We start from the raw sequence: 16,817 nt of genomic DNA on the forward strand, positions 1-16,817 counted from the left end.
CCATTGCGCCGAATATGTTCACTGCCGCAAGCGGCGCAGAAGTGTTGCGTAAAGACCATCCCCCAAATTAAACGTATCACCTTAGATTATCCCACCGCCACGATTTCTTCTTGATGTTAAAGCCGCTCTTGGCGCTGGGGCTCTACAAAGCCCTGCAATGGGGGTTTGTAGAGCCTGTTTGGCTACCGGCCGCGCGACAGCTTCTGGACCATGGACCTGCGCCTGATGAAGGATGGCCTATTCAACCTCTTGTTTTGGGTGCTGGGCATGTTTATGCCCATGGGGTTGATTTTTGGGCGCGTGCTTTAAGTACATGCTTCGCCCGGTTCAGCAAACCGGTAAGTAGCTCATTCATGATTCCCTATCTGTATTGGTCACCAAGCGCCTTGCAATACAAGCGCCGGCCCGGTATTGGTAGTCCGCCGTCGGCAGTGATTTTTCCGTTTTTCCCAGATTCAACCCATCATCGCTTTGGTGTTCTTTTTGTTTGCGGTGGGCATTGGGTGCCTCAGCAGCACCAAGTAGGTGCTTTGCTAGCCAACAGCTAGCCCCCCCCCCCGGCAGGTTAACTGCCAAGCAATTGGGCCGTACGGCAACCAATGGCTGGGCTTGGTTAAGTTGGACGTGTAGTTGGGTCGGCCCGCAACTAGGCTGACCGCCCGATAAGCGGTGACTCTCCGCTGGTCCCGAGTGAGGTCCGTTGCGGCCAGTCGCTTAACAGCAACAGCGTCCGCAGCAGGGGGGTGTTCAGGTGCCAGAGCTGGTGACGTGCCGAGCGGGGAAGGCGGGCCGGGGCGGTGGCAGGACGGGTGTTGTCCGAAGGGAAGCACGTACGCATGCGCTTAAGAAAAAAGGGAGATAAGAACATTCCGCTGCTTTCTTCGAAGCAGCGACCGGCAAATACAATTCCATCTGATAACTGTGCAAAGCTACTGGTCATGGCAAACCCGCGGTATGACACGTTAGTGTCATGCGAAAATGCAGGACGACGTGGTACTTTGCCGGGAAACCAGCACCCGGCCACACAAAAAATGGCCGGTCGCCCCTAGAGTGGCCGGACGCAACCCGGACCCAGCGCCTGAAAAAACGGGATTTTGCGGCACGACGCGCCGCCGCATTACTGGAAAAGAATGCTGCGATCAGGCCCCGGCACAACCGTCCAAAATGTGGGACACTAAGTCGACGGGCAGGGGCTGACAAGAGCGTTACCAGGGCGTAACAACTCGGCGTGCCGCGCCACGTGGGCAGTCCGGGGGCAGGGGAGTGAGAACAATTCAGGGCCGCGGCGTGGGACGGGCGGGCGGCGTTGAGGCGGCGCGTGCCGGGCCGCTACCCGGCCAGCGGCACCGTCACCACCACCGCGAAGCCCGTCGCCAACGGGTCGTAACGCACGGTGCCGCCTACCGTGCGGGCACGGGCTTGCATGTTGGCCAGACCGCGGCCGCCGGGGCGGGGGCTGCCATCGTGGCCGCGGCCATCGTCGGCCACGGTGAGGGTGAGGCATGCCGTGGCCGCCGCCAGCTGCACGGTGACCGTGGTGGCGTGGGCGTGCTTCACCACGTTGTGCAGGGCTTCCTTGTAGATGAGGTAAAAGTTGTGGAGCAGGGCCGGGGCCAGCGCCGGGTCGGGCAGGTCGGCGGGCACGCGGAACTGCACGTCGAGGCCGGCGGGGGGCAGCACCTCCTGGGCGTGGTCGCGCATGCGGGCCAGCAGCTGGCCCAGGCGCAGCGGGCCGGCGTCGAGGCTCCATACCACGTCGCTCATCTGCTGGGCGGCCTGGCGCGAGGCAAGGGCCAGGGCGTCGAGCCGGTCCCGGGTCTGGGCCGGGCTGTGGGGCGTTTCGCGCAGCAGGTCGCTGTGCATGCTGATTTGGGTGAGCAGGTTGCCCACGTCGTCGTGCAAGTCAGCGGCGATGCGTTGGCGCAAGGCGTGTTCGGCCTGCCAGTGCCGCTCGCGCCGCTGGCCGCGGCGCCGCTGCCACCCGTACACCCCGCCCACTGCCCCCGCCACCAGCAGGCCCGTGAGGAGGGCCCACACACCGGGCCGCCGCCACCAGTAGGTGCGCGCCCGCACCGGTACACGCAGCCCGTTGCGGGTGGGCGTGCCCAGCCCGGTTTCACCCCTGATTTCGAGCGTGTAGTCGCCCGGCTCCAGCCTCTGCAGGCGCAGGCGGTTGCCGGGGCCCAGCTCCTGCCACGGGGCGGGCCCGGTGCCCAGCAGGCGGTACGTGAAGCGGCCCGGCTGGGGTCCGGCGTCGTCGCTCAGGCTCAGGGTCAGGTCGGCAAAAGCGTCGCCGGGGGCCATCTCCAGCCCCTGGGGCAGGGCGCCGGCCAGATAGTCGGTGCGAATGGTGTCGGGCCGGGCATGGTGCTGGGTGAGGCAGGTGAGCAGCAGCCGGGGCCGGTACCCGGCGGCCGCCAGGGCCTGGGGCGCGAGCACGCTCAGGCCCCCCACCCCGCCCGCGTACAGGCGCTGCCGCGCCGGGTCGTACCAGGCCGACTGGCGATTCAGCTCGTTGGTGGCCAGCCCTTCGGCGGTGGTCAGGTCGCTGCGCCGGCCGGTGCGGGGCTCGTAGCGCACCAGGCCGTTGTGGGTGCCCACCCACAGCACCCGGCCCGGCGGGGGGGCCAGCACAAAGGCCACCGCTTCGCTGGGCAGCCCCTGGCCCAACGTCAGCTGCCGCCACACGCCGCGGCGGGGGTGCAGCAGCAGCAGGCCGGCATCGAGGGTGCCCACCCACACGCTGTCGGGGTGCGAAACCAGCACGCAGCGCAGCAGGGCGGTGGGCAGGCGGTAGGGCGGGCGCTCGTCGGGCCCGTAGTGGCGCAGGGCGCCGGTGGCAGGCTGCAGGCAATAGAGCCCCCGGTTGGTGGCCAGCCACAGCTCGCCGCCCGCCCCTTCGCTGATGGCCTCAATCTCGCAGCGGTGCAGTGGCCAGGCGGGGTCGCCTTCGCGGTAGCGCCGGCGCGTGCGGCGGACTAAGTCGAGCTTAAACAGGCCTTGCTGCCCGCCCGCCCACAGCCGCCCCGCCCGGTCGCGCAGCAGGCAGAAAGTGGTTTTGCCAGTGGGTTCGGGGTGGGGCCCGGTCCACTCGATTTCCTGCAACCGCGGCCCGGCTAGCAACCAGACGCCGGCGTTTTCCAGCCCCACCACCAGGCGGGCATCGGGCAGGCGCAGGCTGCAAAACCAGACGGTCCCAGGCACCTCGCCCGGCCAGTGGCGCAGGGGGGCCCGCGGGCTGTCGGCCGCCTGCGTAAACGTGCCCGAGTAGCTGCCCACCACCAGCCGGCCATCGGCCAACCGGTTGATGGCACGGGTGCTGAGGCCCTGCCCCCCGGCCACGGGCAGCGCCTGCACGGGGGCTTGCCGGGGCCGCAGCTTAAACACCCCTGGCATGCCTTCGGCAAAGGCCCACAGCCCCGTCCGGTCGCGGTTGAAGCACAGCCACCCGTTCCACCCGCGGGCCAGAGGCAGCGGGAAGTGCTGGAGCCCCGGCGGCTGCCGCTGCCTCCGGATGGACAGCGCCAGCAGTTCGCCGGTGCCCAGCCAGTACCAGGTGCTGTCCAGCTCCAGCACGTTCAGGCGCGGCACGGCGGGCGAGGAGTTGTTGCGGAGCCAGCGGGCCAGCACCCGCGGCGGCTGCCGCGGCCGGCGCTCGTACAGCACGCTGTCGGTCAGGAACCAGGGGCTGTTGGGGAGGCGCAGCGGGTGGTCGGCCAGCTGCGTCCGGCGGGAGTCGTCGGCCTTCAGCACCCGGTAGCGGTGGCTGTCGCTGGCCACGGGCTGCACCTGGCCGCCCGGCGCCAGTCGCCAGCTGCGCTCGAAGCTGAACAGCAGCAGCTGCCCCGCCGAATCGGGCTCGATTGCTCCTATCAAGCCCTGCGGGTGCTGCCACACCAGCCGCGCGGGCTGCCGGGCCTGCCTCAGCGGCAGCCGGAACACCTGGCACGGGTCCAGCCCCCGGCCAAACCACAGCGTCCCCCGATACAGCAGCAGGGCGTTGATGTGGCCGTGCCGACCCGTGAGCCGGGGCAGCGGCACCTGACGCAGCTCGCCGGTCGCGGGCACAAACGCATACAGCCCGCTGTGCATGCCTATCCACACCGTGCCGGCCGAGTCGGCCACTACCCGGGTGGCTTCGCCGCTCAGGTGGGGGCCCTGCCGCACCAGCTGGTTGAGGGGCACGAGCTGCCGGCCGTCGTAGCGAAACACACCCTGCCGGGCGGCCACCCAGGCAAAGCCCGCCGGGTCGCTGCTCACGTCGCGGAGGCCCACCGTGCTCAGGATGCGGTCGGGCTGCTGCTCTAGCTGCTGGGCTTGTGCGACCGGCCCGGCTGCCAGCCACCAGCCGCTCACCAGCCAGCCCAGGATTCTCAGTAGCTTAAGCAACATGCGGGGCGGGCGTTGAAAGTTGGCTGCAAATATTGCACAGCTTTCGCGCTGGGCAGCCAGTGGAAGCATTTCGCCCCCCTTCCGCAACGTAACGCTCGGCCCGCCGTCGTTTGGCGGGCTTCTCAGTTCCGGTACCTGTCGGCGCAGGAGGTAAGCCGATACCTACCCGCGCCGCTTCAGGGCCAGGGCCAGCAGTTCGCCCTTCGAGTTGATGTGCAGCTTGCGGTACACCGCCCGCAGGTGGTTCTTCACCGTATCGAGGGTGATGCCAAAGGCATCGGCAATGAGCTTATAGCTCAACCCTTCCTCCACGGCTGTCACGATTTCCTGCTCGCGGGCCGTGAGGCGGGCCGTGGCCGTGGCCGCCACCGCCACCGGCGGCTGCCGCCGAAACGCGTGTAGCACGTGCCGCGCCACCGCTGGCGACATGGGCGAGCCCCCGGCCGCCACCTCGAGCAAATGCGCCTTGATAAGCGGCAGCGGGGTGTTCTTTACCAGGTAGCCCACCGCCCCGGCGCAAATGGCTTCAAACACACGGGGCGCGTCAGTGAACACGCTCAGCATGAGCACCTGCGCCTCCGGCAGCCGGGCCAGGATGAGGGGCAGCCCCTCGATGCCCGAGCGGCCCGGCAGGCCGACGTCGGAGAGCACCAGCACCGGCGGCGTGCCCAGCGCGGGCAGCTGCCGGAAGAAGTCCTCCATCGACACCGCAATCAGCACGCACTCAAACTCGGGCTGGGCGCCCAGGTAATAGTGCAGCATTTCCCGGATGGGCGTCTGGTCTTCGATGATGGCCAGGGGGAGCCGAGTTTGCATGGGGCAAATGTAGTAGCCTCCGCCACACCGGGCTATGACACGAAAGGGGGAGGAAACGCCGCAATCGGCCACCACGATTGATGACCTCGAATCAGCCAACTAAAGCGTGAAATATTGCTCGGTTACTTGGGAGAGAAGACGCGCTTTTGTGCAGTAAAAGGGTGATTTAAACTGCCATCGTCTTTTAGATAAACTCCGATAAGGGCCCGTTATCGTTTCTTATTCGGCCTTGGGTTATTTCTCAACCGAGACAGCAAGAAACGTCTTTTTCCCTGCTTGTCATCTTTTACAAACGTTCGTCTGCAACACCAAAACCACAGCCTTATTGGCTGCTTTCTGAACCTTAGCGTGCTCTGTTTTCCGTTTTCTGAGATGGACCCCAACCGGGGCTTTTGCATGGTGTGAGTGTGTCACGTCATTGGGCTGGTCGCGGAAAACAGGACGGATTAATTAACGCTGACCTTCGGTTGCTTCCTCCTTCGTCTTCGCCGTGATACACGCCCTCACCGCCCACGCTACTTGCCCAGTAGCGCCAGTTGGGCCGTGCTGTCGCCCACGGCATGCAGGGCGCGCTGCAGCTCGGGGTCCTGCTCGCGCAGCACCGTGTAGTAGGCCACCGGCCCGTAGGCGCTGCGGGCAATATAGGCCTTGAGCTGGTTGCGCAGCAGAGGCGCGCAGCGGCGCACGGCCGCTACGTCGGTGGTGATGCCGTCCTGGGCCGCTTGCGCCGCCAGGCTCACCAGCTGGGCATCGCTGATGCGGAATGTGGCATTAAACTGTTCAAAGCGCAGGCCTTCAAGCTCGGCTTTGTGCGATTGGTAGAACGAGAGGGCAAATGCGCGGGCCACGCCGTGGCTGAGCAGCTTGGTGAAGTAGGCCGAATGCGCCAGCGTGTCGCGGGGCACAAACACGTCGGGCATGATGCCGCCGCCGCCATACACGGTCCGGCCGTGGTCGGTGCGGAAGCGCAGCTCCTTGGCAAAGCGGTTGCTGTCGGCCGAAGCCAGCTCCCCGCGGGCCGAGCGGCCGGCGAGCTCCTGGCTGTATTCGGCGTAGCTGGCGCCGTAGGGCTTCTGAATGGAGCGGCCTGCCGGCGTGTAGTAGCGGGCAATGGTCAGGCGCAGCTCGCCGCCGTCGCTCAGGCTGATGGGCTGCTGCACGAGTCCCTTGCCAAACGTGCGGCGGCCCACCAGAATGGCGCGGTCGTGGTCCTGCAGGGCGCCGGCCACTACTTCGGCGGCTGAGGCGCTGCCTTCGTCCACCAGCACCACCAGGGCGCCTTGCTCAAACTCGCCGGCTACGCGGGCGTAGGTCTGCGAGTCGTACTGCTCGCCCTTGCCGTCGGTGTACACAATCTTGCGCGAGCCGCCGATGAACTCATCGGTCAGGCGGGTGGCCCGGTCGAGGTAGCCGCCGGGGTTGCCGCGCAGGTCCAGCACCAGGCGGCTCATGCCCTGGCGGCGCAGGTCAATCAGCGCCACCTTAAACTCGTCGTAGGTATTGGAGGCAAAGCGGCTCACTTTGATGTAGCCGGTCTTGTCATCAACCAGGTAAGCGGCGTCAATGGAGCTGTTGGAAATGCGACTGCGCGGGATGGTGAGGGCAAGGGTGCGGCCCAGGCCACGGCGGCGCAGCTCCATGGTGACGCTGCTGCCGCGGGGGCCGCGCAGCAGCTCGCTGAGGCGGGCGGTGCTGAGCCGGGCACCCGACACCCGGCGGTTGGCAATGGTCAGAATCTGGTCGCCGGGCAGCACGCCGGCCTGGTCGGCGGGTCCACCGCTGAGCGGAGCCACCACGGTCACGGTGTCGCGAAAGAGGTTGAATTCGACGCCAATGCCGTCGAAGTCGCTTTGCAGGAAGGCGTCGGCTTTGTCGCGGTCGCGGGCCGGGATGTACACCGAATGCGGGTCGAGCTTTTCCAGCATCTGCACCACGGCGTAGTCGGCCAGGCCCTCGGTGTCGACGGAGTCGGCGTAGTCGCGGTCTACGTAGCTCAGAATCTCCTTGAAGCGGAGGTAGCCGCGGGCCGTAGCGTCGGGGTTATCGGACGAGGGCCGGAACGGGTTGTTGGCCACCAGCACGCCGCAGCCCATGGCCAGCACCAGCAACAGGCCCTGCCGCAGCCAGCCGTGCCGGCGCCTTGCGGCAGCCGGCTGACCAGAATCTGGAACAGCGGGTAAAGTAGAGGACATCAATAGAGTAGAAGTATTTATCAATAGAAAAACGATAGTGAACAATCAAAACTATTTAAATTTTCCCAGTTAGCACCACAGTATAACAGGAATATCCAATTTTATTCAATAAATACAATTACTTACACGTCAAAGACTAAAATAAGCCTTATTTATTGGCAGATTACAATTGTAAACAGATAGATACAACTCTTAAATTGCGCCGCAATTTATAACTTTAAGAAGAACTACTTTTTTCAATTTCGATGAACGCGGGCAGATACCCGTTGAGCCTGGAGTTTTGCAAACCCAATGCCCGGGCCAGCTGCTGCGGAACCATACAGCTACGAAGGGCCCGCGCGTATTGGATTGAGCGCCCTTCCCCCTTGCCGTATCTTTGTGGCCCCAATCCTTTCGCACCGCACTTTCGCCATCCATCTTATTTCCCCCACCCATGGGACGCATCCTTGCCATCGATTACGGGAACAAGCGCGTGGGCCTAGCCGTCACCGACCCCATGTGCATGATTGCCTCGCCCCTGGAAACCATTCACAGCCAGGACTTGGTGGCCTATGTGCTGGCCTACCACCAGCGCGAGCCGCTGCGGGCCGTGGTGGTGGGCATGCCGCGCACGCTGCTCAACGAACCCACCGACGTGACCAGCGCCGTGGTGGGCCTGCTGCGCCGCCTGCGCCGCGAGCTGCCCGAATTACCCGTGCACGAACTCGACGAGCGGTTTACCTCGCGCATGGCCCACGCCACCATGCTGGCCGGCGGCCTGGGCCAGAAGGCCCGCCGCGACAAGGCCACCGTGGACCGCATCAGCGCTGCCATCATCCTGCAATCTTTTCTGGAATCGCCGACGGGTCATCAGCTTTTAGCTATTGGCTGATAGCTGTTAGCGCCTCGCTGACAGAAATTTTCTCACTTGCATTTTCATATTATTACCCTGCTAGCAGCTAACGGCTAACAGCTAAAAGCTTTTCTAATGATTTATTCCATTGTCGCCATCGGCGACCCCGTGCTGAAAACCAAAGCCAAGAACCTGGCCACCGATTTGCCCGCCGCCGACTTGCAACAACTCATTGCCGACATGTATGAGACCATGTACTACGCCCACGGCGTGGGCCTGGCCGCCCCCCAGATTGGCAAGGGCGTGCGCCTGTTTGTGATGGACTCGGGGCCCATGGTGGAAGTAGACGAGGAAGACCAGGAAGAAGGCGAAGAGCTGGAAGACCCCATCAAACGCGCATTCATCAACCCGGTGATGGTGAGCGAAACCGGCGAGCAATGGGGCTTCGAGGAAGGCTGCCTGAGCATACCCGGCGTGCGCGAGCTGGTGAACCGGCCCGCCGACATTGTGCTGCGCTACGAGGACGAGAACCGCCAGGTGCACGAAGAAGCCTTTTCGGGCATGGCGGCCCGCATCATCCAGCACGAATACGACCACCTGGAAGGCGTGCTGTTCACGGACAAGCTTTCGGCCTTTAAGAAGCAGCTGCTGAAGGGCAAGCTGGCCCGCATCAGCAAGGGCGATGTGAAGCACGACTACCGCATGCGGTTTGCCGGCGACGGCAAGCGTCGGTAGCGGACGGCCTGCTTTTTCTGCACTCGTGCCAACGCCCCCGGTGATGAGCCGGGGGCGTTTTATTTTATTGGTCGAATAATGCCAACCGTCGGCAGTAGATTGTGGGGAAATTCGCTGATTAGCGGATTATTCTCAATATGAAAAAAGCGTTATTCTTCTTGCTGTTGGGGTTGATACTAGTGCTGAGCACCAATACGGCGCAGGCCTGGGGCTTTTTTGGGCACCGGCTGCTGAACCGGCTGGCCGTGTACACCCTGCCGCCGGGCATGGTGGGCTTCTACAAAGCCAACATTGATTACCTGACCGCCAACGCCACCCGCCCCGACTCGCGGCGCACGGTGGTGCCCGGCGAGGCACCCAAGCACTTCCTCGACGTGGACCGCTACGGCGACAGCGCCGAGTACAAAATGCCCCGTAAATACGCCGACGCCGTTGCCCGCTACACCGAAGACTCGCTGCTGCAGCACGGCATCGTGCCGTGGAACGTGGTGGCGATGAAAAACCAGCTCACGGCCGCTTTCAAAGACCGCGACACCGACCGCATCCTGCGCCTCTCGGCCGACATGGGCCACTACATTGCCGATGCCTGCGTGCCGCTGCACACCACCAGGAACTACAACGGCCAGTTCACTGGCCAGCGCGGCATTCACAGCTTGTGGGAGTCGCGCCTGCCCGAGCTGCTGAGCAGCGACTACGACTTGTTTAGCGGCAAGGCCAAGTATATTGAAAATCCCACCGACGCCATCTGGGGCGCGGTTATCCGGTCGCACGCCGCCGTGGATTCGGTGCTGCGCTTTGAGAAGGAGCTCACGGCACAGTACGCCCAGGACCAGAAATTTGGCTACGAACAGCGCGGCACCCAAACCATTCGGACGTACTCCCGCGAGTTCAGCCGGGCCTACCACGCCCGCCTCAACGGGCAGGTAGAGCGCCAGATGCGCTACGCCGCGGCCCTCATCGGCAACTTCTGGTTTACGTGCTGGGTAGACGGCGGCTCGCCCGATTTGAGCAAGATGCCCCGCACCCCTTCCGAATCCGAGAAGCAGCGCCTGGACCGCGAAGCCAAAGAAACTGCGGCCACGCCCGTGACCACCGCGCCCGGCCACGACGAGTAGCCCGCCGCCAGCCGGAACGTTAGCGCGGCATCGGTATTTCGGGCAGGGCTTCGGTCTCATGCAGGCGGTCCAAGTCGACGACGGGCGTGCCGTCATCGTCCACCTCGTAGGCGCGAATGAAGCGCCGGTGCCACTCTATTTCCTCGTGAACGTAGGAGTTGCGGGCGTGCACGTCCTGGGCAAAGGTGTCGTCGTAGCCCTTGAGCTGAACAATGATTTCAACGTCGCGGGCCTCGTAATCGGCCATTATTAGCCCGTGCAGGGGGCTTTCAGGGGTAATGTCGTGCACGAGGGTCCAGCTCAGCGGAAAAAAGCTGATGGCATCGCGCTCGAGCGGCAGCAAGGCGTAGGACTGGTTGGTGGTAAGGGGGTCCACGGTTTTGAGGAGCACGCGGGCCTGCAGGTCGATGAGGATGTTGGAGCGCTGGTTGGCAATGCGGAACTGCAGGCAGGGCGTGCCGTCGGCCCGGCGGCTGATAATGGCCGTGCGGCTGAAATGAATGCGGGCCGTGGGCCGCGAAAACCGCCCGTAGAGCAGGCCCGTGGCCAGCGCAAAGGTGAGCACCCCCACCAGGGCCTCGACGCTGGACAGAAAGCCCGCGCCGTTGCTGCCGGGGTACACGTGCCCGTAGCCCACGGAGGTGAAGGTTTGGATGGAGAAAAACAGCGTGCTCAGAAAATCCTGCCACCACGTGTGGGGCGTCGTCACGCCGGGCAGGCTGTCGAGCCCCAGCGCCATGAAGGCCAGCGCAAAGCCGACGTTCAGCAAGCTAAAAAACGCCACCACCACGCCAATAAACGGCCACCAATCCATCTTGATGAGCCATTGGTACGGGTCGCCGCGGTGAGGCCCGCCGCGCCGCCGCACATTAAAAGAGCCGTCGTGGTTGATGGCGCGCTTGGTACGGCGCGAGAACTTTTCGCCAATGCCGGGGTCGAGGGTGGCCATGCGGGGAAAGGAAGCAGGAAAACGTGAGAGTGCTCAAAAGTAACAGGACCCCGGCCGCCATCCAGAAAATTCATTTATATTACTGAATTTTAATTTGTTGCGATAAAACACAACTACTCTATGTCTCAAGTTCGCCCCCATAATAAAGGGTTCGTCGGAGACTGCCCAATGCATTTACTGCTGCCAGTAGCACCAGAATCGGATTGACTTGAAAAGCAGCGGTAAAACGGGTGCTTCGCTTAATTTTCAGTAATCTTGCCTCATCATTTCTTTTACCAACTACTACTTTTTCAAATTTTTACATGGAGCAATCTTACAATCCGAATGCTGGTTCTACCAACGGAGGCATGCCGCCCATGGCGCAGCCCCCCAAAAACTGGCTCGTGGAGGCTATTCTGGTTACCGTATTTTGCTGCTTGCCGTTTGGCATTGTGGGCATTGTGAAGGCGGCAGAGGTGAACAGCAAGTTTGCCGCCGGCAACTACGCCGGGGCACTGGAGTCGTCCCAATCAGCGGGTAAATGGACCAAAATCGGCTTTTTCGTTGCCATTGGCGGCTTTGTTATCTGGGGCGTGATGATGGCCCTTGGCATCGGGGCAGGCTTGATGAATGGCTTGCCGAATGCTGACTAAGCTCCGCTGGCTTGGAATACTGGGTGGAGGGCTGGGACTGGCCGTGTTGTATTTCACGCTGGACCCAGCCCTTTTTCCGTTTCCACGCTGCCCGTTTTTGTTGCTCACGGGGCTGTATTGCCCAGGTTGTGGCTCCCAGCGGGCTTTTCATGCGTTGCTGCACGGCGAGTTGGGCCGGGCGGCCGGCCTCAATCTGCTGGCGGTGCTCAGCCTGCCGCTGCTGTTAGTGGGCGCCGTAGCGGGCCTGCGCGGCTGGCTGGCGGGGCAGCCCCGGCGGGCGGCGGTGCTGTACCGGCCGTGGCTGGGCTGGGTGGTGGTGGGCGTCACGGTGGGGTTTGCGGTGCTGCGCAACCTGCCGGGGCAGGCGGGCACCTGGCTGGCGCCTCAATAACTGCTGCTTGGATGGTTGGGACCGGAGATGGAGTGCGATATTTGCACTGGGATGCCGAGGCTAGTCCAGCAGCGCGAGGAGCCAATGTGCGTCCGCGCATCTTGCGCGGCTGCCTTGCGCGTAACCTCCTGAATTTTAACAAATAAGCAAGCACCACCACCATCTCACAACCCAGTTGGGGCCTACGGCGTACCAGCGGGGCCGAACGTTGCTTCAGGCCGAATTTTTCCTGCATTTATGACTCGCTTTTTTCCCTCAGGACTGGTGGCTTTGCTGCTGGTGGTTTCTACTTTACTTCCCGCACAGGCCCAGAAAGTGGGCCTAGTGCTTAGCGGTGGCGGCGCCAAAGGACTGGCGCACGTGGGCGTGCTGCGCCAGCTCGAGAAGAATCGCATTCCCATCGACTACATCGTGGGCACCAGCATGGGCGCCGTGATTGGCGGCATGTACGCGGCCGGCTATTCGCCCGACGAAATTGAGCAGATTGTGCTCAGCCCGGAGTTCCAGAACTGGACTTCAGGCAAGCCGCTGGAAAGCAAAACCTACAATTTCCTCACGTCTGAGCCCTCGCCTTCGGCCCTGCGCCTGGGCATTGCCATCGACTCCACGTTTCAGGCCCGCGTGAGCACCAACCTGGTGAACGACCTGAACCTGAACCTGGCCCTGGCCCGCCTGCTGGCCCCGGCCTCGGCCAGCAGCAACTACGATTTCAACCAGTTGTTTGTGCCCTTTCGCTGCATGGCGTCGGAAGTGTTTACGCGGCAGTTGGTGGAGCAAAAGAAGGGGTCACTCTCCGACGCCATTCGCAATTCCATGTCGTTTCCGCTGGCGTTCCGGCCCATCCGCAACCTCGATGGCAAGTACTACTACGACGGGGCGGTGTACGACAACTTCCCCACCAATACGATGAAGAAAACCTTCGCGCCGGACATCATCATCGGGGTGAACGTGGGCGACGTGGCCTTCAAGAAATACCCCAAGAATGACGATGCCCTGCTGGGCAGCACCGTGGCCTTCCTGGGCACTAGCGTGGCTGACACGGGCAGCGTGGGCCGCAACGGCATCTACATTCAGCCCGATTTGGATGGCCTGGGCGTGGGCGACTTCGAGCGGGTGAAGGAAATCATTGCCGAGGGCGACACGGCCGCGTTCCGCAGCATGGAGGAGATAAAAATGCGCATTGGCCGGCGCGTAGATTCGGTGGACCTGCAAAAGCGCCGCTTGGCGTTCCAGGCGCTGGCCCCCAAACCGCGCTTTATCGAAGTGAGGGTGAACGGGCTACGGCCTGACCAGAACGAGTACGCGTCGCGGTTTTTCCGGCGTTCGGGCCGCGACTACTCGCTCGACGACATCGAGGAAGGCTACTACCGCTTGTCTTCGGACGACTACTTTAAGAACATTTACCCGCGTATTCGCTACGACGAGGCCCGCAAGGGCTACGTATTCAGCGTGGATGCGCAGCGCAACAACAACGTGAGCACCGAAGTGGGATTCGTGCTCAGCAACCGGCCCATCGACAACCTCTACTTCGGGTTGGAATACCGCTACCTGCGCAAGCTGCTCTACACGGCATCGGCCGACGTGAGCCTGGGCCGCTTTTACAACGGCGCGCACGGCTCGTTCCGCATCAACGTGCCGGCCAAGCTGCCGTTTTTCATCGAGCCCGAGGTGGTGTATAACCAGTGGGACTTTCAGAAGACGGGCGGCGTGCTCGGGCGCGACGTCATCAACACCCAAGTGCGGCAGCAGGACACCAAGCTGGGCGCGCAGTTCGGCATCAGCCCCAACTACCGCAGCCGCTTTCTGCTCGATGTGGGTGCCTTTGTGACCAAGGACGAGTACACCAATTCAAAGGAAATCACCTCGGCCGATGTACTGGACGCGACTGTATTCCGGGGCAGCACGGCAGCCCTGCGCCTGGCGCGCAACACCCTCAACCGCAAGCAATACGCTACCAGCGGGCACCGCTTTGTGTACACGGTGCGCGGCGTTACGGGCTCGGCAAAGTACTCGCCCGGCTCCACGGCCGAGCAGTTTGGCAACACGCAGACCCGCGACTGGGTGCAGTTCCGGGCCACGGCCGAGCGGTACTTCCCCTTCAAAACCGAGCGCCACGCCTGGGGCTACTTTCTGGAGCTTACCGTGAGCAGCCTGCCCACCTTCTCCACCTACCGCGCCTCGCAAACCATCGCTCCGGTCTTTGCGCCCCTCCCCGACTCGCGCACCTTGTTCCTCGACAGCTACCGTTCGGGCCGTTACGGAGCCGTGGGCCTGCGCTACTCCCAGCCTTTCTTCAAAAAGCTGGAATGGCGTTCCGAGGCGTACGTGCACGTAAACGCGCGCCCGCTGAAGCAGGGCGACCTGCAGACGGCCGTGCGCCGGTCGGGCTTGGACCGGCCGCGCATCACGGCCAGTACGGGCGTGGTGTTTGAGACGCCGGTGGGGCCGCTGGCCCTGCACGCCCGCTACTACGACGACTCGTCCGAGCGGTTCGGCATTTACGGGCACCTGGGCTTTATTCTGTTCCGCGGCCGGGCCCTGGAATAGGCCCTACTCTGCCTGCGGGGCGGGGTAATGCGGAGGTTCCTCGCGCAGGTGGGGAGACTGTGGCGTGGGTGCGCAGCCCGCCACAATAGCACACTCTAGCGGGTGCCCGTGGTGAAAGCGCAGAAACAGCACCGTGGCCAGCCACGTGGCAGCAGGCGGAGCCAGCATATACACCCACAAGTTCCGATAATCCTGCGCGGCTACCGCCGAGGCCAGGGAGCGGGCCGGGTTGAGACTCATGCCCGAATACGGCGTTTCGAACAGGATGTACAGGAAGATGAGGCCGCTCAACAGCCACCCGGCAGCGTTCTTCAGGCGGGGCTGGTGCAGGGCCACCAGCAGCACGGCCACCATGACGAAGGAGATGAAAAACTCGGCCACGAAGGCTACGCCCACGCCCGCCGGCCCCGGCTGCGTGGTGACGTAATGCACGCTGGGATGCGCGTAGTAGCGGCCCAGCACGAGCGTGCAGAACAGCGCGGCGGCCACGCCCCCCACCACCTGTGCCACTACATACCAGCAGGCATCCACGGTGCGCAGCTTGTTGAGCTGCCAGAAAGCCAGGGTCACGGCGGGGTTGACGTGAGCGCCCGACTGCTTGCCCCACGGGCTGTACACAATGGCGGCTATCACCAGGGCCATGCCCACGCCAAGAATGCCGCGGCGCAGCAGCTCCTGCCCCACCAGCGCCCGATGCAGCCAGGAAGCCGGGTGTTCCAGCGCCGTGGTGAACAAGCTGGCACAGGTAATGAAGAATGCCAGCCCGACTGCCTCGGCCAGGTAAAATTTCCAGTGGGAGCGCAGCGCGGTTATTGCCTTATTTACAATCTGCATAGTGTAATTCCTGGATGCCAGCTCATTTGCACGCCAGCGGCTTAACCAATATTCTTACGCACAAAGGCTGCTACCGCCTTTGGGGCTTCGATGGGCAGCAGGTGCCCAACGCCTGGCTCTACGCGCAACGCGGTGCCGGGGGGCAACCACGGCAGCGTTTGCGCACGTTGCGTGGCCGGGGTAATGGCCCGGTCGCGGGCGCCCACCATCACGGAGCAGGATACTTGCAGCGCGGCCATTTGGGCCGAAATATCCTCGCGCGAGCCTTGCTGCAGCCAGGCGTCCCAGGCCGGGCGGGCACAGCGAAGGTTATCGGCGATTATTGATTGGTGCAGGGCCGCATCCACGGGCCGCTGCGTAATGGTGCGAAAGGTTTTTTCGGCTTCCGCCACCTGGCCAAACGCCGCCAGGGCAGCGGCCCGGTCGGCGTCCGACATGGGCTCGGGGGTGGGTGGCGAGGGCGAAAGCAGCAGCAAATGGCGCAGGCCCGCGGGCCGCCGGGCCGCCAGGGCCAGGGCCATTTTGCCGCTCATGCTGTGCCCTAGCAGCGCGTAGTCGGTCAGGCCGTGCACAGCCACGAAGCGCGCCAGCCAGTCGGCGTAGTGCGCCACCGAGAAGTCGAACCCCGCCGGCACGGGCTCCGCGCCAAACCCGGGCAGGTCGGGGGCGAGCAGGCGCAGGTGCGCCGGCAGCAGCGCGCCTAAGCCTTCGTATTCCTGGCCCGAGCCGGCCCAGTAGTGCAATCCCAAAAGTGTAACCATTTCTTTTTGCTTGCTAACCCAAGTTGCGGAGTATTGGGAGGATAAAAAAGTCTGTTCGGCGTGAACAGGCTAGGTTTGGGTCTCTGACCTCCCAACTCCCTGCTGACCATGCGCGAACAGACGGTTGCAATGTACTGCGTCCTCGATGACTTAATCCGCTTTACCCGCCCTGCCGGCACGCTACCCCCGGCGACGAGCCGGCGCTTGACCGATGCGCAGGTCCTGACCACGGCGCTGGTCGCGGCCCGCTTTTTTGGCGGCAACCTGGTGGTCGCCAAACACTACATGGAGCAACATTGGGGGCAAAACCGGCTGGATAAGAGCGGTTTCACGCGCCGTCTGCATGCCCTCACCGATACCCTCTACGCCCTGTTTGCCACCGTGGGCGACGTGCTCAAGCAATTGCACGACGAGGCGCGGTATGTGCTCGATTCCTTCCCCGTGGCCGTGTGCCATAATACGCGCATTCCGCGCTGTAAGCTCTTGACGGGCAAGGCGTATCACGGTCGCTGCACCAGTAAGCGCAGCTGGTTTTATGGGCTCAAGGTGCAGGTGGTGGCCACCAGCGACGGCATCCCCGTCGAGTTTTACCTCCATGCCGGCGCCGAGTCGGAGCAAACC

General features: G+C 63.5%; 14 protein-coding genes. 8 read left to right on the plus strand and 6 right to left on the minus strand.

Going from position 1 to position 16,817, the window contains the following annotated elements:
- Positions 1 to 113: 113 nt before the first annotated feature.
- Positions 114 to 548: a hypothetical protein gene (locus tag BEN47_RS21080; protein WP_125921728.1), complete on the plus strand. Its 435-nt coding sequence runs from the start codon at positions 114 to 116 to the stop codon at positions 546 to 548.
- A gap of 781 nt (positions 549 to 1,329) precedes the next feature.
- Here BEN47_RS21080 and BEN47_RS16210 read toward each other — a convergent pair.
- The 3 genes from BEN47_RS16210 to BEN47_RS16220 form a co-directional block, all read right to left on the minus strand.
- Complete coding sequence (locus tag BEN47_RS16210; RefSeq protein ID WP_070729722.1) at positions 1,330 to 4,392, minus strand: sensor histidine kinase; 3,063 nt, start codon at positions 4,390 to 4,392, stop codon at positions 1,330 to 1,332.
- Between the two features lie 162 nt (positions 4,393 to 4,554).
- A complete protein-coding gene (locus BEN47_RS16215) occupies positions 4,555 to 5,208 on the minus strand; it encodes a response regulator transcription factor (RefSeq protein WP_070729724.1) in 654 nt (217 codons plus the stop codon).
- A gap of 515 nt (positions 5,209 to 5,723) precedes the next feature.
- Positions 5,724 to 7,400 carry a S41 family peptidase gene (locus BEN47_RS16220; RefSeq protein WP_070729725.1) on the minus strand — a complete coding sequence of 559 codons (1,677 nt, stop codon included), beginning with the start codon at positions 7,398 to 7,400 and terminating at the stop codon, positions 5,724 to 5,726.
- A gap of 433 nt (positions 7,401 to 7,833) precedes the next feature.
- Between BEN47_RS16220 and ruvX the strand changes: the two genes are divergently transcribed.
- The 3 genes from ruvX to BEN47_RS16235 all read left to right on the plus strand — a co-directional run bounded on the left by ruvX (position 7,834) and on the right by BEN47_RS16235 (position 10,082).
- Positions 7,834 to 8,271 (plus strand): Holliday junction resolvase RuvX, encoded by a 438-nt coding sequence (gene ruvX, locus BEN47_RS16225; protein WP_070729726.1) that lies wholly within the window; start codon positions 7,834 to 7,836, stop codon positions 8,269 to 8,271.
- Between the two features lie 96 nt (positions 8,272 to 8,367).
- The gene (gene def, locus BEN47_RS16230) at positions 8,368 to 8,967 is read left to right on the plus strand and encodes a peptide deformylase (RefSeq protein WP_070729728.1); all 600 of its coding nucleotides are present in this window, start codon (positions 8,368 to 8,370) and stop codon (positions 8,965 to 8,967) included.
- Between the two features lie 137 nt (positions 8,968 to 9,104).
- Complete coding sequence (locus BEN47_RS16235) at positions 9,105 to 10,082, plus strand: zinc dependent phospholipase C family protein (protein ID WP_070729730.1); 978 nt, start codon at positions 9,105 to 9,107, stop codon at positions 10,080 to 10,082.
- A 19-nt stretch (positions 10,083 to 10,101) separates the two neighbouring features.
- On the opposite strand, the gene BEN47_RS16240 is transcribed toward BEN47_RS16235, so the two are convergent.
- Positions 10,102 to 11,031, minus strand: a complete 930-nt coding sequence (locus BEN47_RS16240) for an ion channel (protein WP_070729732.1) — start codon at positions 11,029 to 11,031, stop codon at positions 10,102 to 10,104.
- A gap of 302 nt (positions 11,032 to 11,333) precedes the next feature.
- On the opposite strand from BEN47_RS16240, the gene BEN47_RS16245 reads away from it, so the two are divergent.
- The 3 genes from BEN47_RS16245 (at position 11,334) to BEN47_RS16255 (ending at position 14,601) form a co-directional block, all read left to right on the plus strand.
- On the plus strand, positions 11,334 to 11,663 hold the full coding sequence (locus tag BEN47_RS16245) for a CD225/dispanin family protein (protein ID WP_070729742.1): 330 nt from the start codon (positions 11,334 to 11,336) through the stop codon (positions 11,661 to 11,663).
- Positions 11,653 to 12,054: a DUF2752 domain-containing protein gene (locus BEN47_RS16250; protein ID WP_158011053.1), complete on the plus strand. Its 402-nt coding sequence runs from the start codon at positions 11,653 to 11,655 to the stop codon at positions 12,052 to 12,054. Before BEN47_RS16245 ends, BEN47_RS16250 begins: the two co-directional genes overlap by 11 nt.
- Before the next feature lie 237 nt (positions 12,055 to 12,291).
- On the plus strand, positions 12,292 to 14,601 hold the full coding sequence (locus BEN47_RS16255; RefSeq protein WP_070729736.1) for a patatin-like phospholipase family protein: 2,310 nt from the start codon (positions 12,292 to 12,294) through the stop codon (positions 14,599 to 14,601).
- A 3-nt stretch (positions 14,602 to 14,604) separates the two neighbouring features.
- Here the strand turns inward: BEN47_RS16255 and BEN47_RS16260 are convergent, their stop codons facing one another.
- Complete coding sequence (locus BEN47_RS16260) at positions 14,605 to 15,435, minus strand: aquaporin (RefSeq protein ID WP_070729738.1); 831 nt, start codon at positions 15,433 to 15,435, stop codon at positions 14,605 to 14,607.
- A gap of 41 nt (positions 15,436 to 15,476) precedes the next feature.
- On the minus strand, positions 15,477 to 16,178 hold the full coding sequence (locus tag BEN47_RS16265; RefSeq protein WP_158011055.1) for an alpha/beta fold hydrolase: 702 nt from the start codon (positions 16,176 to 16,178) through the stop codon (positions 15,477 to 15,479).
- Positions 16,179 to 16,304: 126 nt separating this feature from the next.
- Here BEN47_RS16265 and BEN47_RS16270 point away from each other — a divergent pair.
- Positions 16,305 to 16,817, plus strand: a 513-nt coding sequence (locus BEN47_RS16270) for a transposase (RefSeq protein ID WP_317039527.1), incomplete at its 3' end; no start/stop codon positions are given.

Source organism: Hymenobacter lapidarius (assembly GCF_001816145.1).
In the GTDB taxonomy this organism is placed as follows: Bacteria; Bacteroidota; Bacteroidia; order Cytophagales; family Hymenobacteraceae; genus Hymenobacter; species Hymenobacter lapidarius.

Excerpts from the sequence above, each read along its gene's own strand:
- BEN47_RS21080 (WP_125921728.1), top strand. The coding sequence starts at position 114 with ATGTTAAAGCCGCTCTTGGCGCTGGGGCTCTACAAAGCCCTGCAATGG.
- BEN47_RS16210 (WP_070729722.1), bottom strand. The coding sequence starts at position 4,392 with ATGTTGCTTAAGCTACTGAGAATCCTGGGCTGGCTGGTGAGCGGCTGG.
- BEN47_RS16215 (WP_070729724.1), bottom strand. The coding sequence starts at position 5,208 with ATGCAAACTCGGCTCCCCCTGGCCATCATCGAAGACCAGACGCCCATC.
- BEN47_RS16220 (WP_070729725.1), bottom strand. The coding sequence starts at position 7,400 with ATGTCCTCTACTTTACCCGCTGTTCCAGATTCTGGTCAGCCGGCTGCC.
- ruvX (WP_070729726.1), top strand. The coding sequence starts at position 7,834 with ATGGGACGCATCCTTGCCATCGATTACGGGAACAAGCGCGTGGGCCTA.
- def (WP_070729728.1), top strand. The coding sequence starts at position 8,368 with ATGATTTATTCCATTGTCGCCATCGGCGACCCCGTGCTGAAAACCAAA.
- BEN47_RS16235 (WP_070729730.1), top strand. The coding sequence starts at position 9,105 with ATGAAAAAAGCGTTATTCTTCTTGCTGTTGGGGTTGATACTAGTGCTG.
- BEN47_RS16240 (WP_070729732.1), bottom strand. The coding sequence starts at position 11,031 with ATGGCCACCCTCGACCCCGGCATTGGCGAAAAGTTCTCGCGCCGTACC.
- BEN47_RS16245 (WP_070729742.1), top strand. The coding sequence starts at position 11,334 with ATGGAGCAATCTTACAATCCGAATGCTGGTTCTACCAACGGAGGCATG.
- BEN47_RS16250 (WP_158011053.1), top strand. The coding sequence starts at position 11,653 with ATGCTGACTAAGCTCCGCTGGCTTGGAATACTGGGTGGAGGGCTGGGA.
- BEN47_RS16255 (WP_070729736.1), top strand. The coding sequence starts at position 12,292 with ATGACTCGCTTTTTTCCCTCAGGACTGGTGGCTTTGCTGCTGGTGGTT.
- BEN47_RS16260 (WP_070729738.1), bottom strand. The coding sequence starts at position 15,435 with ATGCAGATTGTAAATAAGGCAATAACCGCGCTGCGCTCCCACTGGAAA.